The sequence below is a fragment of the Rosenbergiella collisarenosi genome, from assembly GCF_018494085.1.
Lineage (GTDB): Bacteria > Pseudomonadota > Gammaproteobacteria > Enterobacterales > Enterobacteriaceae > Rosenbergiella > Rosenbergiella collisarenosi.
The window spans coordinates 162536-186238 of the sequence record NZ_JABBFP010000005.1 but is presented as its reverse complement, the minus strand read 5'-3'; the positions used below and the strand labels follow the sequence as shown (position 1 = coordinate 186238).

At 48.3% G+C, this 23703-nt stretch carries 24 protein-coding genes and 2 pseudogenes; 10 read left to right on the top strand and 16 right to left on the bottom strand.

Features of this window, described 5'->3' with window-relative positions:
* Window positions 1–5: 5 nt before the first annotated feature.
* The 5 genes from sucA to sdhC all read right to left on the bottom strand — a co-directional run bounded on the left by sucA (window position 6) and on the right by sdhC (window position 6262).
* A complete protein-coding gene (sucA, locus tag HGT70_RS10365; protein WP_071434674.1) occupies window positions 6–2816 on the bottom strand; it encodes a 2-oxoglutarate dehydrogenase E1 component in 2811 nt (936 codons plus the stop codon).
* 220 nt (window positions 2817–3036) lie between these two features.
* A complete protein-coding gene (locus HGT70_RS10360; protein ID WP_071434672.1) occupies window positions 3037–3750 on the bottom strand; it encodes a succinate dehydrogenase iron-sulfur subunit in 714 nt (237 codons plus the stop codon).
* A gap of 15 nt (window positions 3751–3765) precedes the next feature.
* Entirely contained in the window at window positions 3766–5532 is a 1767-nt protein-coding gene (sdhA, locus tag HGT70_RS10355; RefSeq protein ID WP_071434670.1) for a succinate dehydrogenase flavoprotein subunit, read from the bottom strand.
* Complete coding sequence (gene sdhD, locus HGT70_RS10350; RefSeq protein WP_071434668.1) at window positions 5532–5879, bottom strand: succinate dehydrogenase membrane anchor subunit; 348 nt, start codon at window positions 5877–5879, stop codon at window positions 5532–5534. The genes sdhA and sdhD overlap by 1 nt, the downstream gene beginning before the upstream one ends.
* Window positions 5873–6262: a succinate dehydrogenase cytochrome b556 subunit gene (gene sdhC / locus HGT70_RS10345; RefSeq protein ID WP_071435267.1), complete on the bottom strand. Its 390-nt coding sequence runs from the start codon at window positions 6260–6262 to the stop codon at window positions 5873–5875. The genes sdhD and sdhC overlap by 7 nt, the downstream gene beginning before the upstream one ends.
* A gap of 606 nt (window positions 6263–6868) precedes the next feature.
* On the opposite strand from sdhC, the gene HGT70_RS10340 reads away from it, so the two are divergent.
* Window positions 6869–8149, top strand: a complete 1281-nt coding sequence (locus HGT70_RS10340; protein WP_071434666.1) for a citrate synthase — start codon at window positions 6869–6871, stop codon at window positions 8147–8149.
* Between the two features lie 36 nt (window positions 8150–8185).
* On the opposite strand, the gene aroE is transcribed toward HGT70_RS10340, so the two are convergent.
* From aroE to HGT70_RS10310, 6 genes are all read right to left on the bottom strand, one after another.
* On the bottom strand, window positions 8186–9043 hold the full coding sequence (gene aroE, locus HGT70_RS10335) for a shikimate dehydrogenase (protein WP_071434664.1): 858 nt from the start codon (window positions 9041–9043) through the stop codon (window positions 8186–8188).
* 175 nt (window positions 9044–9218) lie between these two features.
* On the bottom strand, window positions 9219–10145 hold the full coding sequence (locus HGT70_RS10330; protein WP_214195772.1) for a 5-oxoprolinase subunit C family protein: 927 nt from the start codon (window positions 10143–10145) through the stop codon (window positions 9219–9221).
* The gene (pxpB, locus tag HGT70_RS10325) at window positions 10139–10795 is read right to left on the bottom strand and encodes a 5-oxoprolinase subunit PxpB (protein WP_214195771.1); all 657 of its coding nucleotides are present in this window, start codon (window positions 10793–10795) and stop codon (window positions 10139–10141) included. Before pxpB ends, HGT70_RS10330 begins: the two co-directional genes overlap by 7 nt.
* A 117-nt stretch (window positions 10796–10912) precedes the next feature.
* Window positions 10913–11656, bottom strand: a complete 744-nt coding sequence (locus tag HGT70_RS10320; protein WP_071434658.1) for a type 2 GTP cyclohydrolase I — start codon at window positions 11654–11656, stop codon at window positions 10913–10915.
* Between the two features lie 21 nt (window positions 11657–11677).
* The gene (gene phrB / locus HGT70_RS10315) at window positions 11678–13108 is read right to left on the bottom strand and encodes a deoxyribodipyrimidine photo-lyase (protein ID WP_214195770.1); all 1431 of its coding nucleotides are present in this window, start codon (window positions 13106–13108) and stop codon (window positions 11678–11680) included.
* A 10-nt stretch (window positions 13109–13118) separates the two neighbouring features.
* The gene (locus tag HGT70_RS10310; RefSeq protein WP_071434655.1) at window positions 13119–13940 is read right to left on the bottom strand and encodes a YbgA family protein; all 822 of its coding nucleotides are present in this window, start codon (window positions 13938–13940) and stop codon (window positions 13119–13121) included.
* Window positions 13941–14123: 183 nt separating this feature from the next.
* Here HGT70_RS10310 and HGT70_RS10305 point away from each other — a divergent pair.
* The 5 genes and pseudogenes from HGT70_RS10305 to HGT70_RS10285 all read left to right on the top strand — a co-directional run.
* A pseudogene (locus HGT70_RS10305) lies at window positions 14124–15184 on the top strand (IS4 family transposase); the annotation flags it as partial.
* 368 nt (window positions 15185–15552) lie between these two features.
* Window positions 15553–15822, top strand: a complete 270-nt coding sequence (locus tag HGT70_RS10300) for a type II toxin-antitoxin system TacA family antitoxin (RefSeq protein WP_071434653.1) — start codon at window positions 15553–15555, stop codon at window positions 15820–15822.
* A 12-nt stretch (window positions 15823–15834) separates the two neighbouring features.
* Window positions 15835–16401, top strand: a complete 567-nt coding sequence (locus HGT70_RS10295) for a GNAT family N-acetyltransferase (RefSeq protein WP_214195769.1) — start codon at window positions 15835–15837, stop codon at window positions 16399–16401.
* A 76-nt stretch (window positions 16402–16477) separates the two neighbouring features.
* Window positions 16478–16840, top strand: a complete 363-nt coding sequence (locus HGT70_RS10290; RefSeq protein ID WP_214195768.1) for a LexA family protein — start codon at window positions 16478–16480, stop codon at window positions 16838–16840.
* A 17-nt stretch (window positions 16841–16857) separates the two neighbouring features.
* A complete protein-coding gene (locus HGT70_RS10285) occupies window positions 16858–17097 on the top strand; it encodes a type II toxin-antitoxin system HicB family antitoxin (protein ID WP_071434647.1) in 240 nt (79 codons plus the stop codon).
* A gap of 297 nt (window positions 17098–17394) precedes the next feature.
* On the opposite strand, the gene HGT70_RS16725 is transcribed toward HGT70_RS10285, so the two are convergent.
* From HGT70_RS16725 to seqA, 4 genes and pseudogenes are all read right to left on the bottom strand, one after another.
* Window positions 17395–17517 carry a hypothetical protein gene (locus tag HGT70_RS16725; RefSeq protein WP_277753384.1) on the bottom strand — a complete coding sequence of 41 codons (123 nt, stop codon included), beginning with the start codon at window positions 17515–17517 and terminating at the stop codon, window positions 17395–17397.
* A 10-nt stretch (window positions 17518–17527) separates the two neighbouring features.
* A pseudogene (locus HGT70_RS10280) lies at window positions 17528–17620 on the bottom strand (recombination-associated protein RdgC); the annotation flags it as partial.
* Window positions 17621–17673: 53 nt separating this feature from the next.
* On the bottom strand, window positions 17674–19314 hold the full coding sequence (pgm, locus tag HGT70_RS10275; RefSeq protein WP_071434643.1) for a phosphoglucomutase (alpha-D-glucose-1,6-bisphosphate-dependent): 1641 nt from the start codon (window positions 19312–19314) through the stop codon (window positions 17674–17676).
* Between the two features lie 27 nt (window positions 19315–19341).
* Window positions 19342–19884: a replication initiation negative regulator SeqA gene (gene seqA, locus HGT70_RS10270; RefSeq protein WP_071434640.1), complete on the bottom strand. Its 543-nt coding sequence runs from the start codon at window positions 19882–19884 to the stop codon at window positions 19342–19344.
* A gap of 219 nt (window positions 19885–20103) precedes the next feature.
* Here seqA and ybfF point away from each other — a divergent pair, with 219 nt between their 5' ends.
* From ybfF to fur, 4 genes are all read left to right on the top strand, one after another.
* Complete coding sequence (ybfF, locus tag HGT70_RS10265) at window positions 20104–20871, top strand: esterase (protein WP_071434638.1); 768 nt, start codon at window positions 20104–20106, stop codon at window positions 20869–20871.
* Between the two features lie 151 nt (window positions 20872–21022).
* Entirely contained in the window at window positions 21023–21304 is a 282-nt protein-coding gene (gene ybfE / locus HGT70_RS10260; protein ID WP_071434636.1) for a LexA regulated protein, read from the top strand.
* Window positions 21305–21425: 121 nt separating this feature from the next.
* Entirely contained in the window at window positions 21426–21956 is a 531-nt protein-coding gene (gene fldA / locus HGT70_RS10255) for a flavodoxin FldA (RefSeq protein WP_071434634.1), read from the top strand.
* 98 nt (window positions 21957–22054) lie between these two features.
* On the top strand, window positions 22055–22501 hold the full coding sequence (gene fur, locus HGT70_RS10250) for a ferric iron uptake transcriptional regulator (protein ID WP_071434632.1): 447 nt from the start codon (window positions 22055–22057) through the stop codon (window positions 22499–22501).
* Window positions 22502–22553: 52 nt separating this feature from the next.
* Here fur and HGT70_RS10245 read toward each other — a convergent pair whose 3' ends face one another.
* Window positions 22554–23492, bottom strand: coding sequence for a hypothetical protein (locus HGT70_RS10245; protein ID WP_071434630.1), 939 nt, complete (start codon window positions 23490–23492; stop codon window positions 22554–22556).
* Window positions 23493–23703 lie beyond the last annotated feature (211 nt).

Below are 23703 nucleotides of genomic sequence, written 5' to 3'. Positions count from 1 at the left end.
TTTTATCAATCAACGTTCAGCGCATCATTAACTAAATCTTGCTGCTGTTTTTGGTGAACAGACATATATCCCACGGCAGGTGAAGCGGAGGCCGCTCGACCTGCGTAGCGTAATTTTGCCCCGGCAGGGACGACATCGTGGAAGTTGTGTTGGCAGCAGTACCAAGCCCCTTGGTTTAGTGGCTCTTCTTGGCACCAGACAAAGTCAGTAACATGGCTATAAGCACTGATCGCCTGGTGGACCGCTTTGTGTGGGAACGGATAAAGTTGCTCAATACGAATAATCGCAACGTTATCCTGTTCGTTTTTACGGCGCTGCTCTAATAAGTCGTAATACACTTTACCGGAACACAACACTACCCGTTTGACCTTCTGCGCATCTAGCGTATCGATTTCTGGGATGGCTGGCATAAACTCGCCTTGCGCCAACTCATCCATCGTCGAGATCGCTAAAGGATGGCGTAATAAGGATTTCGGCGACATGACCACTAATGGACGACGCATACCCCGCAGGGCTTGGCGGCGTAACATATGGTAGACCTGTGCCGGTGTGGAAGGTACACAGACCTGCATATTTTGATCGGCACAAAGCTGTAAGTAACGCTCAAGACGCGCAGAGGAGTGTTCAGGTCCTTGACCTTCGTAACCATGGGGTAACAGCATCACTAATCCGCACATCCGACCCCATTTTTGCTCGCCTGAGCTAATAAACTGGTCGATCACCACTTGTGCACCGTTTGCGAAGTCACCGAATTGGGCTTCCCAAATCGTTAAGGTACGCGGTTCTGCTGTCGCATAACCATATTCGAAGGCCAGTACCGCTTCTTCTGACAGGACGGAATCCCATACTTTGAACACCCCTTGTCCTTTACGGACATGGTGAAGCGGTGTAAAGGTCGAACCATTACTTTGGTTATGGATCACCGCATGACGATGGAAGAAGGTCCCGCGCCCAGAGTCTTCACCGGATAAGCGAACAGAGACGCCTTCATCGACTAACGTGGCATAAGCGAGGTTTTCTGCACCACCCCAGTCGAAGGCTTTATTACCTTCCGCCATTTCGTGACGGTCGTTGTAAATCTTCTTCACCCGCGATTGCGCTTCGATCTCTGCAGGGATCTGGCTAAGATTAATTGCCATTTGCTTCAAGCGTTGCGTATCCACGGTAGCGGGATAGGACTCATCCCATTCGTGATTGAGATACGGTGACCAGGTGCAAGAGTTCAAGGTCATTGGACGCCACTCTTCCACGACACATTCTCCAGCGTCGAGGGCGTCACGATACACATTGACTAGCTCGGTGACTTGAGCCGCACTGACAACATTGGTAGCGGTCAATTTATCGGCATAGATCTTACGCGGCGTTGGATGCTGCTTAATTTTTTTATACATTACGGGCTGTGTTGCACTTGGCTCATCCGCCTCATTATGACCATGACGGCGATAACAGACGAGATCGATAAACACATCGCGTTTGAAAGTATTACGGTAGTCCAACGCCAAGCGCGTAACGAAGGCAACGGCCTCGGGATCGTCAGCATTAACGTGAAAAATCGGCGTCTGAATCATTTTACCGATATCAGTACAGTACGGGGTGGAGCGTGCATCCTTCGGATTCGAGGTGGTAAAGCCGACTTGGTTATTAATCACGATACGCACGGTACCGCCCACCATATAGCCACGTGCCTGAGACATATTTAACGTCTCTTGCACGACACCTTGTCCGATGACTGCGGCATCGCCGTGGATAGTAATTGGCAGAACGCGATTGATTGCAGAGGGTTCATCGAGACGATCGAGACGAGCGCGCACCGATCCCATCACCACCGGGCTTACGATCTCTAAGTGAGAGGGGTTAAACGCCAAGGCTAAGTGAACTAAGCCCCCTTCCGTCTCTAAATCCGATGAGAAGCCCATATGGTATTTCACATCACCCGCGCCGAGATGCTCGTGATGTTTGCCAGCAAACTCATCGAAAAGATCTTGGGTCTTTTTACCCAACACGTTGATTAATACATTTAGACGACCACGGTGAGCCATGCCCAGTACGACTTCTTGTGTCCCTTGCTTCCCGGCATGGCGGATCATCTCGCGCAGCATTGGGATAAGCGCATCGCCACCTTCGAGGGAGAAACGCTTTGCGCCTGGGAATTTAGCGCCAAGATATTTTTCCATCCCCTCGGCCGCGGTCAGCTCTTTGAGGAACTGCTTTTTCTCTTCAGGGCTGAACGTTGCCTGACCCGCTACAGATTCGATACGCTGTTGGATCCAACGTTTCTCCTCAGTATTGGTGATATGCATATATTCTGCACCGATCGAGCCACAATAAGCCTGCTTGAGTGCTGCATAAATCTCGGAGAGTTTCATGGTCTCTTTGCCAGACGCAAAGGAGCCAACATTAAAACTCTCGTCAAAATCGCTGGCACTCAAGCCATGGAATGCGGGGTCGAGGTCAGCGACGTCTTCTTGCTGCCACAGGCCGAGCGGGTCAAGATTCGCTTTCTGATGCCCACGAAAACGAAAAGCGTTGATCAGCTGTAGGACTTTGACCTGCTTAGAATTGGTTTCAGGATCACTCACTGAAGTGGTGTAACGCGTGGCATCTTTGGCTAAGCGCCGAAAATATTCTCGCGTCGTGGAATGAAATTGATCGGGTCTTAGTGCGTCCGCGGGGAATTGTGCGAACCTCTCACGCCAGACACTATCTACCGAATCGGGGTCTGTGAGGTAATCCTCGTACAGTTGCTCGATGTAGGACTGGTTCGCGCCGGCCAGCCAGGATGAGTCCAGCCAGGATTTCATTGCGCTATTCTGCATAGTGATCCCTTAAGCAATGCTATGCTTTTCGTAATATAATTCACCGTTAAACGGAGATACCCGAACAGATAACCGCTCTGTTCTATCGGTCCAGCGATACGAGTGCAAGCGATGCCGCTCCCGTAGGGAACCTTTGCTAATTCAGCTGACGACCATTTAGCTGGATTAGCGAAGGGCCCATCCTATTGCGTGGGGAGACTACTCTCCCCACTTTACTTCTCTAGGCACCACGCTTGAGCAGCATGGATTTAATATGCCCAATCGCCTTAGTCGGATTCAACCCTTTAGGACAGACATTGACACAGTTCATAATGCTATGACAACGGAATACGCTAAACGCATCATCTAAATTATCAAGGCGTGATGCCGTTTCCGTATCACGGCTATCAATCAAGAAACGATAGGCGGCTAGCAAACCCGCTGGCCCGATAAATTTATCCGGATTCCACCAGAACGATGGGCACGACGTTGAGCAACAAGCGCAGAGAATACACTCATATAAACCGTCAAGATGTGCGCGTTCTTCCGGCGATTGTAAAAACTCACGCGCAGGCGGATTTTTATTATCGTTCAGTAAGAAAGGCTTAATCTTTTCGTATTGCGTGTAGAACTGCGCCATATCGACGACCAGGTCACGAATAACCGGTAGTCCAGGCAGAGGGCGAATAATGATTTTCCCCTTACCCGAGAGCGCGGAGACTGGCGTGACACAGGCCAATCCGTTCTTACCATTCATGTTAATGCCATCAGAGCCACAAACGCCCTCACGACACGAACGACGAAAGGCTAGCGTAGGATCTTGCTCTTTTAACTTGATGAGCGCGTCCAACAACATCATGTCGCGCCCTTCTTCCGCTTCCAGCGTGTAGTCTTGCATACGCGGAGCATCGTCGACTTCTGGGTTATAGCGATATACAGAAAATTCGAGTTTCATCGGTGTCTCCGCCAATTAATAAGTACGCACTTTAGGAGGGAATGGGTCACGCAGTGTCGGTTGCATGTTCACCTCGCGTCGGGTCATACTCTCGCTCTGCGGCAGATAGAGGCTATGACATAACCATTTCTCGTCGTCACGATCCGGATAATCGAAGCGGCTATGAGCGCCACGGCTTTCTGTGCGGTAGTTTGCCGCCACAGCCGTTGCGTAGGCCGTTTCCATCAGGTTATCTAACTCTAAACATTCAATACGCTGGGTATTAAAGTCTGGAGAGCGATCGTCAAGGCGCGCGTTATATAGGCGTTCACGGATGGATTTAAGCTCTTCCAAGCCTCTGGCCATCGCATCGCCTTCACGAAATACCGAAAAGTTATGTTGCATACAGGTTTGCAGAGCTTTACGGATTTCAGCCGGATCTTCACCTTCGCGGTTATTTTCCCAACGTTGGTAGCGACTGAGCGCTTGTGAAATTTCTTCCTCCGTCGCGTCAAGCAACTTACCTTGTGAGGCGATAGATTCTTGCAGATGTAAGCCCGCTGCACGTCCAAAGACAACTAAGTCGAGTAATGAGTTACCCCCTAAACGGTTGGCACCGTGCACGGATACGCAGGCAATTTCACCGACCGCGAACAGGCCAGGTATTACCACATCGTTACCCTGTTCATCGACGGTCAGTGCCTGACCCGATACCTTAGTGGGAATTCCCCCCATCATATAATGGCAAGTAGGGATAACCGGGATCGGCTCTTTAATCGGGTCAACATGCGCAAAGGTTCGTGAAAGCTCCAAGATCCCTGGTAGACGCGATTCAAGTACTTCGCTACCCAGGTGATCGAGTTTCAGTTTTAGGTGAGGGCCCCAAGGACCGTCGCAACCACGACCTTCACGGATCTCGATCATCATTGAGCGGGCGACGACGTCACGTCCCGCCAAGTCTTTAGCGTTAGGCGCATAACGCTCCATAAAACGCTCGCCGTGTTTATTCAGTAAATAGCCACCTTCACCACGACAGCCTTCGGTCACCAGAACACCGGCTCCTGCGATCCCGGTTGGGTGAAACTGCCACATCTCCATATCTTGGACGGGAACGCCTGCACGCAGCGCCATGCCTACCCCATCGCCAGTATTGATATGCGCATTGGTTGTCGACTGATAGATTCGCCCTGCACCACCCGTTGCAAGAACCGTTGCCTGCGCTTTAAAGTAGACAACTTCGCCCGTTTCGATGCAGATAGCCGTACAACCCACCACCGCGCCATCGGCATTTTTCACGAGGTCCAGCGCATACCATTCTGAGAAGATAGTGGTCTGTTTTTTCAAGTTTTGCTGGTAGAGGGTATGGAGTAAGGCGTGACCCGTACGGTCGGCAGCCGCCGCGGTACGCGCAGCTTGTTCGCCACCGAAATTTTTCGACTGTCCGCCGAATGGGCGCTGGTAAACGCGGCCATCTTCTAAACGAGAGAAAGGTAACCCCATATGCTCAAGTTCAAGGATGGCTTCCGGGCCGGTTTTACACATATATTCAATCGCGTCTTGGTCTCCGATATAGTCGGAGCCTTTGACGGTGTCATACATGTGCCATTCCCAGTTATCTTCGTGGGTATTGCCAAGCGCTACCGTAATACCGCCCTGCGCGGAGACAGTATGTGAGCGAGTGGGGAAGACTTTAGATAACAAAGCACAGCTTTGACCGGATTCTGAAATTTGTAGCGCTGCGCGCATGCCTGCGCCGCCCGCACCAATAACAATTGCATCAAATTCTCTTACTGGCAGTTTCATTACGCACCCCACACGACAAATGTTCCATAAATCGCATAGCTTGCTAATGCGATGATGATGATCAACTGCACGACCAGACGGACGGCTAAGTTTTTGACATAGTCAGTCAACACTTGCCACATACCGATCCAGCCGTGGATAAGGATGGATAATAGGGTGAGGAGCGTAAAGACTTTAGTAAAAGGCATTGCAAAGAAGCCACGCCAGACTTCATAGTTCAGCGGGCCGCTGACCACAAAAAATCCTAGAATGTAGACCACATATAATGCGATAAGAACTGCTGCTGCACGGAGCAATAGCCAATCATGTACGCCATTTCTTCCTAGCGCGGATACATTGTTTACCATACGAGAACTCCCGCTAAAACCGACAGAACGGCAGCGATGATAAAGGAGGCAACCGCGCTCCGTTTACCCGCAACCAGCGTTTCTTCCATAAAGCCAAAGTCCGCGAGAAGATGACGGATCCCTCCGACGATATGGTAAGCCAAGGCTGTAAGGATTCCCCATAGGATGAATTTAACGAAAAAACTCCCCATGATAGCAGCGGCTTGATTGAAACCTTCTGGAGATGAGAGAGAGAGCCCTAGCAACCAAAGGAGGATCCCCAGTGCGACGAAGGTGATAACGCCTGATACACGATGGAGAATGGATGCTATTGCAGTAACGGGAAACCGGATCGTCGAGAGATCCAAGTTGACAGGTCTTTGTTTATTCACGGTTTTGCCCACACAGCTCTTTTTTATTATGTCTCCTCCGGTCCTGCTGCTCGTCAACTTCTGGTGAAGCTCACTCACAGAACAGTCACATCCAGTGTCAGACAGCAAAACGCTGGGTGCCTCCTGAAACAGGTAAATCCGGAGACCTAGTAGGGGATTATAGAGAGATCACAATCTTATTACAATTGCTCTACAATTTCTTTGTGTAAATTAAAACAAATCAGTGATCTAACTCACTATTACTGACATCTACCGAAGGCTAATCCCCTGATTTGATGCAAATAAAGCCTTATTTTTACATTTGGACACAATAAATCAGGTTATGCCAATAGGTTAGTTTTTAAGTATAAAAACATAACTATAGGTTATGTGATAATAATACCAGCAAAAAAATTATTTTTTTGCTGCTGTTTCTTGTGCGGTGATTGAGAGTAAAGTTACGGTAAAACAACAGCATCCTGCCTTGCTGACTTATTAATATACGATTATTCAGCGCGTTGCAGTGGATGAGCGCTATACTGCTTGTCTCAGTTTTGATATAAATTGATGACAAAATTTTAACAAGTTCGCGAAAAAATATTTGGATATCGTTCCAATCGTTCTTTTTGGAGGCAATAAATGACAGATAAGAAGGTGACACTCACACTCGACTCGGCTGAGTCGAGCGTCGACCTGAATGTACTTAAAGGAACATTAGGCCAAGATGTTGTAGATGTCCGCACATTGGGCGCCCATGGTGTCTTCACCTTTGACCCAGGGTTTACGTCTACAGCCTCTTGCGAATCCAAAATTACTTATATTGATGGCGAGGCAGGAATTCTATTACATCGCGGATTCCCAATTGCCGAACTCGCGACGAATTCTGATTATCTCGAAGTCTGTTACATCCTGCTGAATGGCGAAGTCCCAACAGCGGAACAGTACCAACAGTTCAAAACGCAAGTGACCCGTCATACCATGATCCACGAACAGATCACGCGACTGTTTCATGGGTTCCGTCGCGATTCGCACCCAATGGCGGTGATGTGCGGTGTGACAGGCGCGCTTGCTGCGTTTTACCACGACTCAATGGATGTTAATAATCCTCGGCACCGTGAGATTGCGGCTTTTCGTTTACTCTCCAAAATGCCGACTGTCGCCGCCATGTGTTACAAGTATTCTATTGGCCAACCTTTTGTCTACCCGCGCAATGAGCTCTCCTATGCCGGTAATTTCTTGCATATGATGTTTGCAACCCCGTGTGAAGAGTACAAAATCAATCCTGTCTTAGAACGCGCGATGGATCGGATTCTTATTCTACACGCCGATCATGAACAAAATGCATCAACGTCTACGGTAAGAACCGCCGGCTCTTCGGGTGCGAATCCTTTTGCTTGCATCGCGGCTGGCATCGCTTCGCTCTGGGGACCAGCGCACGGGGGGGCTAACGAAGCGACATTACATATGCTCGAAGAGATCAGCAGTGTCGAACATATCCCTGAATTTGTACGCAGAGCAAAAGATAAAAATGATTCATTCCGACTGATGGGCTTTGGCCACCGGGTTTATAAAAACTATGATCCACGCGCTACCGTAATGCGCGAAACCTGTCATGAAGTACTGGAAGAATTAGGCATGAAAGACGATTTATTAGAAGTTGCCATGCAGCTGGAGCATATTGCCTTGAATGACCCCTATTTTATCGAACGCAAGCTGTACCCTAACGTCGATTTCTACTCGGGCCTAATCTTAAAAGCAATGGGTATCCCAACGTCGATGTTTACCGTCATTTTCGCCATGGCGAGGACGGTTGGCTGGATTTCTCACTGGATTGAGATGCATGAAGAAGGGATGAAAATCGCTCGTCCACGCCAGCTTTACACGGGCTATACCGAACGTAAGTTTGAATCTAAGCGCTAAGTTATTGGGGAGTGCTATGCGCACTCCCCCTATTATTTATTTAGCGTTAAAAATCTCTTCTAATGACGCCTTCATCGGTTCGCGATCGACTTTCTTGCCAAACCAGTTATAAACGTTTTGCGCCGCTTGGTTGACGAGCATATTTAAGCCATTCAGTGTAGTACAGCCTTTCTCAGCCGCCTCACGGAGTAATTTTGTCTCGGGTGGATTTGGGATCACATCGGCGACAATCATTGCTTTGGTAATGGAGCTAAGGTCAATATCTGGAACAGCTTCTGCATCGTTTAAACCGATGGAGGTGGCATTAACGAGAATCTCAGTCTGGCTATCGATAGCCACTTGCTGAGTCCATTTAGTGAAAGAAGCCTTTGCCTCAGTGTTTTCTTCGATCAGTTTCACCAACGCTTGACCGCGTTCTTCATTGCGGTTAATCAGAGTAATATGTTTTGCACCAGCTAAGGCTGCCTCCACCGCAATCGCGCGTGCAGCACCGCCCGCGCCAAGCAGAGTGATGTGCTTACCCTTAACGGTAGTGATATCGCTTAACGCCTCGATAAAACCTTGCCCATCGGTATTATAACCGGTGAGTTTACCTTCCTTAATGACCACGCAGTTGACTGCACCGATGACTTGGGCAGAGGTATCCAGACCATCGAGATATTGTATGACTTCTTGTTTGTTGGGTAGCGAACAGCTGAAGCCCTTCCACCCCATCGCAATCGCACCTTTGATGGCTTGCTCCAGCTTTTCTGGCCCAACTTCACAGGTAATAAAACGCGCGTTCATACCTTCTTTCTTATAACCAGCTTCAATCACTCGTACTGTAGGGTTCTCGCTGCAAGGTGAAGAAAAAGAACCGGTTAAATCGCTGAGGAAGTTAATTTTATCTGCCACGTAAAACTCCTTGTTAAATCAAAATGGAACCGATACCTTTGCGGTGCGGTTTTCTAATAAGTTAAAATAAGTGTAGTCAATACAGACCAACATAAACAGGCTGTTGCCCTAAACCCGCTATTATCGGTCTTAGAAAAACGTAATAAAATTTTACGCATACTCGCTATTATCACCGTTAGCGGGTCATGCCCCATTCGATCATATTCAACACCTGCTGCTGAGCCTGAGTCGCTGCTCGCGCCTGCGCTAAGGTACAGTAGACAAAATGTAGCGGTTCACGAGGACGCAGTTGTGCCAGATGATAAAGATCGCACTCAATCACTTGACCAATGCGGGCATAACCGCCAGTGGTCTGCGCATCGGCAAGCAAGATGACAGGTTGGCCACTGGGCGGAACTTGAATTGTTCCGGGTAACACGCCATGAGATAGCAGCTCATTCTGCTGGGTGAATTTTAATACTCTGCCCTGCAGACGGTGCCCCATCCGATTGCTTTGTGTGGTCAGTGTCCACCCCGTGCGCCAAAAGGCGTGCTGTGAGTCAGCCGTAAACTGGCTAAACTCTGGACCAGGGATCACGCGTACTCGGTTACCCCAGAGTATCTGTCTCACCCCTACCGAGCGCTCGAAATGTCGAGGGGGATGTCCTAGAGGCAAGGTATCGCCATTCTGTAAAAAGCGCCCGTGAAAACCGCCGAATCCCGCCGTTAAGTCAGTACTCTTCGATCCCATTACTTCGGGTAATTCAAAACCACCACCGATAGCTAGATAGCTACGCATCCCTCTCAGGGGCGATTGTAGCTGTAGCGTCTGCCCTGCTTGGGCATGATATCGCCAACCTGTTGCGATACTTTGCTCAGCTAACGTACTTCGACAGCCGGCTCCCGTCAGCGCAAACCAGCAAGCTTGTTCAAAGCGAAACGTCGCGTTGCCTTGGGTTATTTCGATGACGGCTTGGTTTTTATCGTTACCGACCAACATGTTCGCCGTCTGCATGGCGGGACTGTCTAAGGCCCCACCGCGTCCAACGCCGTATTGCGCGACCCCACTGCGCCCTCCGTCCTGTAAGGAGCTGGCAAGTCCTGCTTTTACTACCGTCAGCATAGTCCATCCTTATGCGGTATAAAGCGCACGGTGTCGCCAGGACTCAATAGGAATGGCTTCTCACGTTGCACGTTAAAAAGTTGGCATGAGGTCTGGCCGATAATTTGCCATCCTCCTGGCGAGGTTAAGGGATAAATACCGGTTTGGCTTCCTGCAATACCAACACTACCGGCGGGTACAGAAAGACGAGGGGTCTTATGGCGTGGGCATGCTAGGCGTGGCGCCAATCCCGAGAGATAAGGAAAGCCGGGTTGAAAGCCAATAAAAAATACGGTGTAGCATTCGGCACTATGCGCCTCGATCACTTGTCTTGGCGTTAGCCCCACTGTGTCAGCGAGCGAGGATAAATCGGGACCAGCCGCTTTACCGTAGATAACCGGGATATCGACATGTCGGGAATGCGGAACACATGTTTCAGCCTGTTGCCACCATGCTTTGAGTTGGGCTAGCGCCGCCTGTCGCGAAGATGGAATAGTGTCTAGTAAGATGGTCAGGTTATTCATGCCAGGGACGACTTCTGCCACTCCTGGCTCATGGATAACCTGTTGAGCCATCCCCCATATTCGCTGTTGGAGAGAAAGCGATACGGGGGGTGGAGACTCTATCACGAGCGTTCTTTCCCCTAACATGTAATAACGTATCTCTGACAAAGCTCACTCCCTAGTGATGATCGCATTAGGTCTATGAAACGTTAGATTACATTATCAGTTATTGGGGTCTTCGATAAGAAATAAAGTCTCTTTTTTATTAGTATTTAAGAGGTTAACTTAAACCGGATTATCAACATCAATAAACGTAACATCGAGGCCGTGCTTATGGGTTAACCACTGCCCCAACGCTTGAATGCCTCCTCGCTCTGTCGCGTGGTGCCCCGCACTGAAGAAGTGTATGCCACGCTCGCGGGCGATATGCGCCGTCCGCTCCGAGACTTCACCCGTAATAAAGGCATCGACTCCGGCATCTGCGGCCTGCTCTATAAAGTCTTGTGCTCCGCCGGTACACCAAGCAATTCGGGTGATCATCCCATCCTTGCCGGGACCACAATACAAAGGCTGGCGTTGCAAACGCTCCGCCAAGCGTTGCGAGAGCTGTTCTGCACTGAGCGGCTGTTCAAAGTGCCCTTCTAGCAGGTAAGTGTCAATCTCACCACTCACGACGATATCGAGGAGTTTTGCCAGCTGAACATTGTTACCGACTTCTGGATGGGCATCTAGCGGCAGGTGCCATCCGTACAGATTAATATCGTTAGCCAGTAAGGTTTTAAGACGCTGACGCTTCATATTCTTAATCACCACCGGCTCGTTCTTCCAAAAATAGCCATGGTGGACAATAATCGCATCGGCCTTCAGTTCAACAGCGCGATCCAATAGGTCTTGGCAAGCCGTTACTCCCGTCACGATCTTTTGTACCGTTTCTCGCCCTTCTACTTGTAAGCCGTTAGGGGCATAGTCTTTAAACTGATGGCTATTCAGGTAGTGGTCAATATGCTGTTCTAAGAGGGTATTTTTCATACTCTATCCTAACTCTAACGATTATCGATGTTTACGCGCCTGTTCAAATGCCTGCAGGGTCGCTTCCCGAGCCTGGCGATGTTCCACAATTGGCCGCGGGTAATCAAGTTCCTTATGCTGTTTATCCGCCCATATCCAGGGTTCGTGAATATTTTTTTCCGCTACCTCTGCGAGTTCGGGTAGCCATTGACGGATAAAAGTCCCTTGGGGGTCGAAGCGCTCCCCCTGACGGGTAGGATTAAAAATTCGAAAATAAGGCGCCGCATCGGTACCTGTAGAGGCCGCCCACTGCCAGCCACCGTTATTGGCAGCGAGGTCGCCATCAATCAACTGCTCGGAAAAGTAGCGTTCTCCCCATCGCCAATCGATGAGGAGATCTTTCACTAAGAAGCTGGCACAGACCATTCTTAAGCGGTTATGCATCCAACCCGTTTGATTCAGCTGGCGCATACCCGCATCGACTATCGGGTATCCCGTCTGGCCTTCGCACCACGCGGTGAACTGCTGTTTGTTATTTTGCCACTTAATATGATCGGTCCACGTTTGGAAAGGCTTATAACGACAAAGTTGCGGTTCGGCAACGAGTAAATGACGATAGAAGTCTCGCCAAATCAGCTCATTAAGCCAAGTTGCCGCCCCACCCGCCTGTTCGAGTACCTGAGGATGATCGTTGATAATCCTTTTCACGCACTGCTTCGCAGAGAGTAGTCCAATCGCTAAAGCGGCTGACAAGCGGCTAGTATCATCTTCGGCGGGTAGGTCGCGCTGCTCAGCATAGCCCGCCACATGATGTTTCGAAAAATCGCGCAGTCTCGATAATGCCGCATCGTGGCCAACAGGGAATCTATCTGCATCGTATCTCCCTTCTTTGGTCGAAAAATTAGGCAAGGTTGTCGAAGTGATGGCAGAAGGATGAGAACGCTTACGCGGCAGGGCGCTACACTCCAACTCTACACTACTGAGTTTTTTAAGGACCGCACGGGAAAACGGCGTGAAAACATGGTACATCTTCCCCTGCCCGGTCAGTACTGTGCCAGGAGAGAAGAGTGTTGAATCGGTGAACCCTTGGCACACGATGTCGTGCTGGTGACAAAGCGCTTCAATACGCTGATCGCGCTGACGCTCATTCACTTCGTATTGGTAGTTGTAGAACACTTTGTCGATATTGTGTTTGTCGCAAAGCTGCATAAATGCTGTTTCGAGCGTGTGATAGGTCGGGGTTTCGATCACGATAAGTGGGATGCCCCGCTCTTCGAGATCCTTTTGAAGGATAACCAACGCGTCATACTGGTAGTTGAGCTGACGCGCGGAGACATTATGCTGCTGCCATTGCTCTGGCGTGATACACCATAGCGCCACGACCTCAGCCTCATCGTCCATACACGCCGCGGACAGCGCGGGATTGTCACGTAAACGTAAATCGTGGCGAAACCATACTAAATGCTGCGACATATTATTGTACCTATAGATCGTAGTCGATAAACCAAGGGTAGAGATAGCGTTGCTGAGCTAACCATCCATGCGGAGCCGTGGCCTGTAGCTCACGCAGCGTCGTCTTCACTTCGCTCAGGGGGATCTCCCCTAATCGATATTGATGAATGAGCGTTGTAAGACGTTGCCGTGCCTCGTCCCCTACCTTTTTGCGAAAGTAACCTTGTAGGTGCATTACAACGTTAGTGTGATTCTGCAGGGTGGCGGGATAACGGAGTAGACGCATCACGTGTTGCCGGTACTGATGGGCAAATTCGTACAAAGAAGGCTCATGTTTAATATTCGCTACCAGCGGCCCCAACCGTCGGTAGGCCGGCTGCGAATGAGCTAGAAATTGCATTTTATAGCGTGTATGAAACTCGATAAGTTTGTGGGCGGTTAATTGCTCACTAAGCAGTTGATTAAACTCGTGTAAGATACTCATTTGCTCAACGAAGTGTTCCCATTGAGCGGTATCCGCCAGGTCATCTTTATTAATAACTGGAACGACGTCTAATTCTTCGGCGAGGAGACTAAATACGCGCTGGATCTTCGAGCTGTCGGGGTGCTCAGGCGGATAATAGTTATCGATCACCACCCCACAGAGCGTGTCGAGAAACAGCCCCTGCCCCATAAACCACTGTTCCAGATAGAACGGAGGCGTTAACAGTGCGTCGATACTTTTGTGCGTGAGGGGAATATCAATGATTGAAACGCTCACCTGACCTGCATCGCTCTGAAAATATTCAGGAAAATTTAGTGTATCCACGACTGCATCGGCGGGCCAATAAAACCTGGCGAGTGTGAGTTTCATTCATTGTCATCCTGTTCAATCTATAGCGTTGAGTCTTATCGTTTACTAGGTGTAATCGTGTTCTGAGTGTAGTCAACAAACAAAAAAGGCGCCATCAAGGTTAATGCTGATCGTTTAAGGATCAGTTGACCGATCCGGTGGCTCGTGTAAAAAGGGTTCATGTTCAACATGGACCCTTTTTAAATGGAACTTTCACAAGCTCTCGGTATTATCAATCTCACTGCGCCCGATGAAGTTCAAAGCCTCGCTGACCTTCTGTCTCCTGACCTTATTCAGCAAGCTTTTTCTCTCACTGATACCGTCACCCTGCGCAAGCGTAAACTCCCCCTCGAGTCCATGGTCTGGCAGGTTTCGGTATGACCATATTCAACAATAAGCCTATGAGCCATATCGTTAATCTGATGGATATTGTTGACCGAACTGGACGTTCATTCACCGCACCCAGCTCCGTTATTGCCCGCAGAAAAACGTTAGGTGAAGATGCTATACGCGTTCTGTTTGATATTACTCAACAACACTGGCACGCCGAGGCAAAACATCCTCTCTGGCACGGACTGACACTCAATGCCGTCGATGGTGTAGTCTGGCATACGCAGGACACTCCTGAAAATGCAGAGGCCTTCGGCAAGGCTTCGAACCAACATGGTGAATGCGGATATCCTCAGGTCCGCATGGTGTGTCTGATGGAACTCAGCAGTCACCTGCTGCGCGCCAGATAACAGTATTACGCTGTTTGATAAGGTTTTTTACTCTTTAGGACTGCTACATAGTTGGCATAATGCTGGCGAAAATCGCCACTGGCTGACACCGTTGAAAAAAACACGCAGTACGAGGTAGTGCGTAAGCTCAGCAAACAGGACGAGCTGATACGGCTGAAAACCTCATCGCAGGCCAGAAAACAGTGGGAAGGCCTGCCGGAAGAACTGACCGTGCGACTTATCCGCCGCAAGGTAAACGGCGTTGAACGGCAGGTGCTGACGTCAATGACGGATGCGATGCGCTATCCGGCGGCGAGCGTGGCGGAGCTTTATAAGCATCGCTGGGAAATCGAGCTGGGGTATCGGGAAGCGAAGCAGTTTTTACTGGGCAACAGGTGGGCGCTGAGAAGCAAATTGCCAGAAATGGTCAGGCAGGAGCTGTGGGGTATCTTGCTGACTTACTACCTTATTCGTTACCAGATGAATAAGATGGCGTTCAGTCTGAAGGGGGATTATCTACCGTACCAGCTGAGTTTTAGCGGTGCGGAATAAAGGATAGCTTGGGTTGCGATAGACAAACTCATGTACACTTGGTCAGTGTGCGTTGACATGGATAAAGCCAACGCATATCGCTAGTGCTTTGAGGACATTACCAAGGCGTTGCACTTCCTTGCCACAATCAAAGAATTTGACGAGGTTCCTGTTAGGCGAAAAAGCCTGAAAGGGTACTGGTATAGTGGCGAATCTTTGCTGGTGCAGTATTGCGAGCTAGACTATCCGCGCTGGTATCTCTGTTTCAGAAAAAACAGTTTATCTTGTTAAAAGTAGATATTGGGTATATGATTTGCGTACGGTGACTCGCCGTACATTTTTTTTATTATGATTGGTAACATTATGAGGAAAGCGAGCTAACAATGACCGCTTTAAAGAAACAAAGAATCGATATTCGATTAAATGAAAACGAGAAGTCGCTAATAGAGGAAGCGGCAGCATTCACCAATCAGACTGTAAGCCAGTTTGTATTAAGTAGTGCGGCACGACAGGCATCGGAAGTTATTGAACAGCACCATCGGGTCGTATTGGACCAAGAAAACTGGAACATGGTGATGAATGCAATCGAGAACCCACCTAAACCTAACGATAGGCTTTTAACAGCGGCTGCTCATCTTAAATCCCTAGATTGAGGTAAGTAAGCAGTGAGTAAGTTAACTATTGAATTATTTTCAGACAGTATTCCCTACGATTTTTCAAATTTCGATTGTGGGGAGCCGTCATTAAGCAGTTTTTTGAAGAATCATTTGACTTCACAGCATCAAAAAAACATTCTCCGGGGTTACATACTCCGGAAAAATGATAGCTACGTTGTTCTAGGGTACTATACGTTGTCCGGTAGCCATTTCGAGCGCGAGTATTTGCCCTCAAAAACACAACAAAAAAAGATACCTTACTCAACAGTTCCATCTATCACTATTGGAAGGCTTGCAGTCGATAAGGCGCATCAAGGTAAGCGTCTTGGTGATCTACTTGTGACTCATGCCATGAGAAATGCTTATAACGCCTCACTCGCAGTCGGCGTTCATGCTTTATTCGTTGAGGCATTGAATATTAAAGCCGTTACCTTCTATCAAAAATTAGGCTTTAAGCTCCTAACCAGAAAGAACGCTACCGCAAATGATTGCCTTTTCTACCCGATAAGCGGTATTAAAGCTTTACTCTATCCCCCAAAATCCTCCGAAGATCTCGACTTACAGGTAAAAACGTAAGGGTTACGCTTGATCGCTTAGCAGTCCGACGACTCCCTAATGTACTTTATAAATAAACAGTGTATTAGGGGTAATTATGGCCTTTCCATCACCTGTAAAAGACTTTGAAGAACAATCTTTATCGCTCGATCAGCTCTGCAATACTCGCGCGCCGTCTGTTTACCTAATGCGTTACGCCCGAGGCTCTCAGCGAGAATATATTAAGCCTAATTCGGTGCTCGTTATTGATTTAGCGGCCAAACCTACAAGCGGCTCACTCATTGTGGTCATCATCAATGACGAGCACATTATAAGGCGTTATGTACTGGCAGGTGGGCTAATGCGATTGGAACTGTTAGACGAACCAATGAAAGGGCACATATCGTCAGACAATGCGTTATTTGATGGCAATTGGCCGCAATTTTTCGGGGTCGTGACTAATACTCTCACCTACCCGTAAATTACCGAGGTATTTTTGTGAAATACGCTTTAAAAATTGAATTTGATCCTAACACAGATAGCTATTTAGCGACTTGCCGTGATCTACCGTTGATGGCGTCTGTAGGTTGTACGTTAGCCGATTGTATTTTGGAAGCATCGTATGGCCTGCAAGCTGCTATCGAGCTAGAAAAGGAACAGGGCAGACCCGAGCCTATCCCTTCAAAGGCATTGGACAACGAATATCTCGTAGCACCTGCATCGAACGGATCATTTTAAACAGGAGTGCGAAATGATGAATACTGAAACTCTGTCCACTTTAAATAGTTCGGTCAGAATATCAGCAAATTCAATGCTGGTCATTGATAGCCCGTCATCAATTTTCAAACTGATACGCTCCATCAAATCTAAGCCGATGGCAGCGACAATCTTTCAGCTCTCGATGTTCGTAGATTCTTCATCGCTCAGGATCTCGCTTTTGGTGTAAGCGACCTTACCAGTATCTTCCAGCACTCCACATAGGCGCACCATATCGCTGACATGAAAACCTTTAGGCAATACCTAGTAGAGAATCCACTACTTAGTTGTCAGAGACATTGGCGATTCCAGCGTGAACGGTACGACCGGCAGACAGCCAGTTGTACGCCGTCGCACGGCGAGAATGTCTTCTGCTTGACGTTGGCTACTGGCATTAGCCATCAAGGCGCCTTGTTGTAGTCAGAGAAATTGGCGATTCAAGCGTGAACGGTACGACCGGCAGAGAACCAGTTGTACGCCGTAGCACGGCGAGAATATTTTCTGCTTGACGTTGGTTACTGGCATTAGCCATCAAGGCGCCTTGTAATAGCTCAATCACTATGCGTTTTTAAGTACTTCGCTCACTATTTCAACGGCTTCTTTTTCGATCCGCTCGCGATGCTCTGCACCAAGGAAGCTTTCGCAATAAATTTTGTAAGCATCCTCAGTCCCAGAAGGACGCGCGGCAAACCAACCGTTCTCAGTCATCACTTTTAAGCCGCCAATTGCTGCGTCGTTACCCGGTGCGCGCGTGAGACGAGCGATGATCGGATCCCCGGCAAGGGTATTGGCACTCACCATTTCAGGGGAGAGTTTAGACAGCGCTGCTTTTTGTGCGGAGCTTGCTGCCGCTTGTAAACGGTTATAGCTCGGTGCACCGAATTTTTCCGCCAATTCATCATAGTGTTGCTGCGGATTTTTTCCGGTTACGGCGGTAATTTCTGCTGCTAGCAGGCACATAATGATACCGTCTTTATCGGTGGACCATGCACTACCATCAAAACGTAGGAACGATGCTCCTGCGCTCTCCTCGCCACCAAAACCTAAGGTACCGTCATACAGTCCATCGACGAACCATTTGAAACCAACGGGAACCTCGATCAATTTACGACCAATATCTTTGACTACGCGGTCGATCATGGCACTAGAAACCAGTGTTTTTCCTACTGCCACATCGGCTCCCCACTGTGGACGATGTTGGAAGAGGTAATTGATCGCCACGGCCAAATAATGGTTCGGATTCATCAGCCCCGCTGGAGTAACGATACCGTGCCGGTCGTAATCAGGGTCATTACCGAAAGCGAGGTCAAACTGGTCACGGTAAGCTAATAACCCGGCCATAGCAGATTCTGATGAGCAGTCCATACGCACCGCCCCGTCTTTATCTAGGTGCATAAAGCGGAACGTTTGATCGACGTGATCGTTTACTAAGGTAATATCTAATTGATAGTGCTCAGCAATACGTTTCCAATATTCGATTCCGCTTCCACCGAGGGGATCAACGCCAAGGTGTAGACCCGCTTTTTTGATCGCCGCAAAATCAATAACGTCGGCGAGGCCTTCAACGTAAGGTTGGATCAGATCAACCTGCTTTAATAAAGGACTTGCCTGTACTTGTGCAACCGGTAAACGCTTAACCCCTTGTAAACCGGCTTGGATTAACGCATTGGCACGGTCTTCAACAACTTTGGTGACATTGGTATCGGCAGGGCCACCGTTAGGCGGATTATATTTAATCCCACCGTCTTCCGGGGGGTTATGTGATGGCGTAATCACAATACCATCTGCCTGTGGTCCAGTGCGTTTGTTGTGTTCAAGGATCGCATTGGAGATGGCGGGCGTCGGGGTATAACCGTTGTCGGCTTGGATGATGACTTCCACGCCATTGGCTAAAAGCACTTCAAGTACAGAAATCATGGCGGGTTCTGAGAGCGCGTGAGTATCTTTACCTACATAGCAAGGTCCGGTGATCCCCTGCTTTAGGCGCTCTTCAGCGATAGCTTGCGCGATAGCGAGAATGTGCGCTTCGTTAAAGCTGTGTCGAGCGGCACTTCCGCGATGACCAGAAGTACCGAACTTTACGGCATGCTCCGCGTTAGACAAATCAGGACTCAATACATAGTACTGAGCCGTCAACTGCGCCACATTTATAAGATCGTTTTGCCCAGCTGGTTGTCCAGCTCTCGGGTGAGTTGCCATGAATCCTTCTCCGGTACAGGTTATAATTTATAACGTTCCGCAAACTTTATCTGTCAGTTCCTGCGGTAACTTCATTGTTTGCATAATATGCTCGACCATACTGCACTTACGGCCCGTATTGGTATTAGTAATGACCCAGTAAGGCGTACCCGAAATATGTTTCGGCTTAGTATGGTTACCACTCTGCAATAATGTTAATTCATCACCCGCAAAGTAGAGTCGGGTCCGCCCCTGCATGGATTGGGCAGCCTGTGAGAACGCTTCGGCATCTAATTGATAAAGCGTGGTGAGAATCAACATAAAGCGGTTAACGGCTCGCTTTTGCTCAGCATATTCGTCAGAAAGTAGTAATTCTCGTACGGCACGAACACGATCGGAAGGTTTCTTATCATTTACCGCTTTCGTTTTTGGCAATGATTCAGGCACTGGTAGCGCAGGGTCGATCGCCGCTAATGCTTGATCAGTGACTTGTAACATTCTACGTAAAATCTCAGACGCGCTCTCGCCAATGTGTTGAGTATGGCTGGCGATAAAGCGATATAGGTCGTCATCTATTTCAATCGTTTTCATTGTAATCCGTACAAAATATGTGAGACTCGCCATCACGGTAACGCAGACAGATTTAGCGTGACGTTGAGTAGTGCGATTATAAAAGTAAACTGGCGTCAGCCAACAGGTTTAGTCTGTTTTTACCAAAACTAGGATAATGTCTGAATTTTTCGGTAAATATACTTCAAGATAAATGTCATGATACCTTAACTTACCCTATTCACTGTAAGATCTTTAGCGATGATTTTAAATAACCGTCTACATTCTGCGCAATATGCTCGCCATCAACCTGCAATACTTCTTATACATGGTTTATTTGGGAGTTTAGATAATCTGGGGGTTATCGCCAGAGACTTACGACAAACTCATACTGTCTTACAAGTCGATGTGCGTAACCATGGGCTATCTTCGCGTAGCGAACAAATGGATTACGCGGCGATGGCGCAAGATATGTTCGATACTCTCGACGCTCATCACCTCACAGAGGTCATCGTGATCGGTCACTCTATGGGGGGGAAAATTGCCATGGCGATGTCTGCCCTAAACCCAGAGCGCGTTAAGCGGATGGTGATTATCGACATTGCACCGGTCAACTACCCTACTCGTCGCCACGACAGTATGTTTACAGCCTTAAATGCCGTCACGCAAGCGGGTGTCACAGAAAGGCGTGAGGCCATGGCGATCATGGCTGCTACCATTGATGAGCCTGACGTTATTCAGTTTCTATTAAAATCTTTTCATCACGGTGAATGGCGCTTTAATGTTCGTGCTCTCTGGGATAACTACAGCATAATATCGGGCTGGGAAGTACTGCCTGCATGGCTCGGCCCCATACTCTTTATTCGCGGTAAGAACTCGTCCTATCTTGATGAGTGTTATCAATCGACATTACTCCAGCAATTTCCACACGCGAAAGCCTATGTGATAGCCGGTGCCGGCCATTGGGTGCATGCCGAGAAACCCCAAGCGGTACAGCGCGCAATTCAGCGTTTTTTGTCGGACGACTGATTAAAAAGGATTTCGCTCACGATTTTCGATGGCGCTATCAGAAACGGTAGAGTATTATTGCGCGCTCATTTTTAGCAGGCATCAACGACCTATTTCATGATGCAGCAATGGCTTAACCCTAAGACGTCCTGCAGGTACTCATTTTCTCATCATGGCAAAAGAACACACTGATCGAACGACCCTAGACTTGTTTGCAGAAGAGCGCCGACCAGGCCGCCCGAAAACGAGTCCTTTAACTCGCGATGAGCAATTACGCATCAATAAGCGTAATCAATTACGACGAGATAAAGACAAGGGCTTACAACGCGTCGAACTTAAAATGCCTAGTGAAGTTGTCGAGGCATTAAATAATATGGCAGAGAAGCATAATATGAGTCGCAGTGAGCTGATCGAGACGTTGATCGCTTCGCAACTTGCACTGCCACGTGAGTAATACGCACTCACGGATAAATCTGTAGACTTTACAAGTTCCGCAAGATTTTTAGGTCTGCTATCATCGTGGCAATGAATTTTTCACCCTATTTCGTACACAGATTTAAGAGGCAAAGCTCCCCATGGCAATCGTAGGCATCTTTTTCGGTAGTGATACCGGCAACACTGAAAATATCGCAAAAATGATTCAAAAGCAGCTCACTAAAGATGTTGCTGATGTCCATGATATTGCTAAATGTGCCAAAGAGGACCTCGAGGCTTATGATATCCTGCTACTGGGTATTCCAACTTGGTACTACGGTGAAGCACAGTGTGATTGGGATGATTTTTTCCCCACGCTAGAAGAGATCGATTTCGCTGGCAAATTAGTCGCGCTATTCGGCTGCGGTGACCAAGAAGATTATTCGGAGTACTTCTGCGATGCTCTAGGCACGATTCGCGACATTATCGAACCGAAAGGTGCCGTAATCGTTGGGCATTGGCCGACAGAGGGTTACCACTTCGAAGAGTCTAAAGGCCTAGCTGATGATAAACATTTCTTAGGATTAGCTATCGATGAAGATCGTCAGCCAGAGCTGACAAATGATCGCGTAACGAGCTGGGTACAGCAAATTTCCGATGAGATGCAACTTAAAGAAATCCTTAATGCTTGATGGGGTTTTCTTGCCTAATGTGTTACTGTAATGAGCGAATTTAAATATAAGGGGGGTTGTACAGTGCCCTTCTTAATAAAGCAACAGGACAATATTGCATGACTGATAACAACTCTGCACTGAAAAAAGCCGGACTGAAGGTCACGCTACCAAGATTAAAAATTTTGGAAGTGCTTCAGGAGCCAGCCTGTCACCACGTCAGTGCGGAAGATTTGTATAAGCGGCTTATTGATATGGGTGAAGAAATTGGTTTAGCAACGGTATACCGTGTATTAAACCAATTTGACGATGCGGGTATCGTCACTCGGCATAATTTCGAAGGCGGAAAGTCGGTTTTCGAACTCACCCAGCAGCAGCACCATGACCATCTTATCTGTTTAGATTGCGGCCGTGTCATTGAATTCTCTGATGAATTCATTGAGACCCGCCAACGTGATATCGCAAAACGCTTTGGTATCAAACTAACCAACCATAGTCTCTATCTCTACGGTCATTGTACCGGTGGCGACTGCCGCAAAGACGATACGCTGCACGAAGAGCGCTAACGTTAAGCACTAAAAAAACCCACTCTGTAGTGGGTTTTTTTATAGGTCGTGATTACTCCAACGCAGTAATGCGTTTTTTGCTCCCTTCGAACGCTGTCCGCCTACTCATGCTCCCGCGTGAACTACGCACTGGGGAGGTGGAGTGAAGTTGATAGGCTAGAGCGTGTTCTGCCTTACCCGTATCCGGCTTTATCGTGGCGGGTGAAGGGATAAGTTGACCACTATCCAAGTGATAACAGAGCTCTCCCCCCTCCTTAGCCTCCACTGAGACAACCTGCCGGACATCCCATTGTTGCTGTTCAAAAAAACAACGCTTGTCGCGTTGAGTCATCATCCAACGTTGGCTAAGATGACTTTGGTGCAGCGTAGCCAAGAAAGAGGGAATGTCTACAGTCGCTTTATTAAGTAGATAAAACCCCTGATTAATCATTACGTATAGCCGATTCATCGCTAAGCGATAGCCTTGATAATCAGCAAAACGCAGCTTTGGTTTTAAGGTATTGGTATTACAAGCCTCAAGTAAAGTTGCCAGTGCTGTCGCCTCCTCGAACCATCTAGTCAGCCCTGTTGATAATGACCAATCGTTATCAATAAACCAGCGATATCTATCGAAACTCTCCGCTTTGTTATAGAGCGTTGCGGCGAGGTAGAGGCCCTCCTCGCTCGCGGCTATCGTGGCAGCCGCGAGCATAATCTGTTGCCCTATAGCCGCAAGCAGTTCAGGTAAACGTCCATGTTGTAACGCATTGATACCAGCTTGTACGTTTTTCTTAAGCCGTTGCGCGCTAAGATTTAAAGGAGAATGGGCAAGAGGATCACTCGCCGGACAGTGTAAGTAATGGCCCTTAGCTGTTTGACGGTACACATCAGAGAATAGGGTTAGATATCCTTCACCCAACTGATAAAATTGTAGGGCTTCTGGCTTGATACCGAAGTAAAAATCTTTGTAGCGGCCTAGTTTTTCGAATCCAGCTAACACTGTGTTGATCATAATTCCCTCACCCACTGAACGCCCATTGGCGTACAACTGTTTCTGCTGATTGCTTTGTAGCAATCAATGCTTAAACCATAGCTCAACACCCACTTCTACTCGTGGATGATTAAGATAAGATTAATAAGCGACAAAAAGTGAAAGGCTCGCCGAGGATAAATGGCGACAGGTAGAAAGATTGAGGGAAGTAAGAGTAAAAAGGCACTCATTC

Bases quoted from the DNA above. Each gene is read 5' to 3' on its own strand.
- ybfE (WP_071434636.1), top strand. From the start codon at position 21,023: ATGGCAAAAGAACACACTGATCGAACGACCCTAGACTTGTTTGCAGAA.
- fldA (WP_071434634.1), top strand. From the start codon at position 21,426: ATGGCAATCGTAGGCATCTTTTTCGGTAGTGATACCGGCAACACTGAA.
- HGT70_RS10340 (WP_071434666.1), top strand. From the start codon at position 6,869: ATGACAGATAAGAAGGTGACACTCACACTCGACTCGGCTGAGTCGAGC.
- HGT70_RS16725 (WP_277753384.1), bottom strand. From the start codon at position 17,517: ATGGCTAATGCCAGTAGCCAACGTCAAGCAGAAGACATTCTCGCCGTG.
- phrB (WP_214195770.1), bottom strand. From the start codon at position 13,108: ATGTCGCAGCATTTAGTATGGTTTCGCCACGATTTACGTTTACGTGAC.
- HGT70_RS10290 (WP_214195768.1), top strand. From the start codon at position 16,478: ATGGCCTTTCCATCACCTGTAAAAGACTTTGAAGAACAATCTTTATCG.
- pgm (WP_071434643.1), bottom strand. From the start codon at position 19,314: ATGGCAACTCACCCGAGAGCTGGACAACCAGCTGGGCAAAACGATCTT.
- sdhA (WP_071434670.1), bottom strand. From the start codon at position 5,532: ATGAAACTGCCAGTAAGAGAATTTGATGCAATTGTTATTGGTGCGGGC.
- HGT70_RS10245 (WP_071434630.1), bottom strand. From the start codon at position 23,492: ATGATCAACACAGTGTTAGCTGGATTCGAAAAACTAGGCCGCTACAAA.
- HGT70_RS10300 (WP_071434653.1), top strand. From the start codon at position 15,553: ATGACCGCTTTAAAGAAACAAAGAATCGATATTCGATTAAATGAAAAC.
- HGT70_RS10320 (WP_071434658.1), bottom strand. From the start codon at position 11,656: ATGAAAAATACCCTCTTAGAACAGCATATTGACCACTACCTGAATAGC.
- sdhD (WP_071434668.1), bottom strand. From the start codon at position 5,879: ATGGTAAACAATGTATCCGCGCTAGGAAGAAATGGCGTACATGATTGG.
- fur (WP_071434632.1), top strand. From the start codon at position 22,055: ATGACTGATAACAACTCTGCACTGAAAAAAGCCGGACTGAAGGTCACG.
- sucA (WP_071434674.1), bottom strand. From the start codon at position 2,816: ATGCAGAATAGCGCAATGAAATCCTGGCTGGACTCATCCTGGCTGGCC.
- HGT70_RS10310 (WP_071434655.1), bottom strand. From the start codon at position 13,940: ATGAAACTCACACTCGCCAGGTTTTATTGGCCCGCCGATGCAGTCGTG.
- ybfF (WP_071434638.1), top strand. From the start codon at position 20,104: ATGATTTTAAATAACCGTCTACATTCTGCGCAATATGCTCGCCATCAA.
- HGT70_RS10330 (WP_214195772.1), bottom strand. From the start codon at position 10,145: ATGCTGACGGTAGTAAAAGCAGGACTTGCCAGCTCCTTACAGGACGGA.
- HGT70_RS10360 (WP_071434672.1), bottom strand. From the start codon at position 3,750: ATGAAACTCGAATTTTCTGTATATCGCTATAACCCAGAAGTCGACGAT.
- seqA (WP_071434640.1), bottom strand. From the start codon at position 19,884: ATGAAAACGATTGAAATAGATGACGACCTATATCGCTTTATCGCCAGC.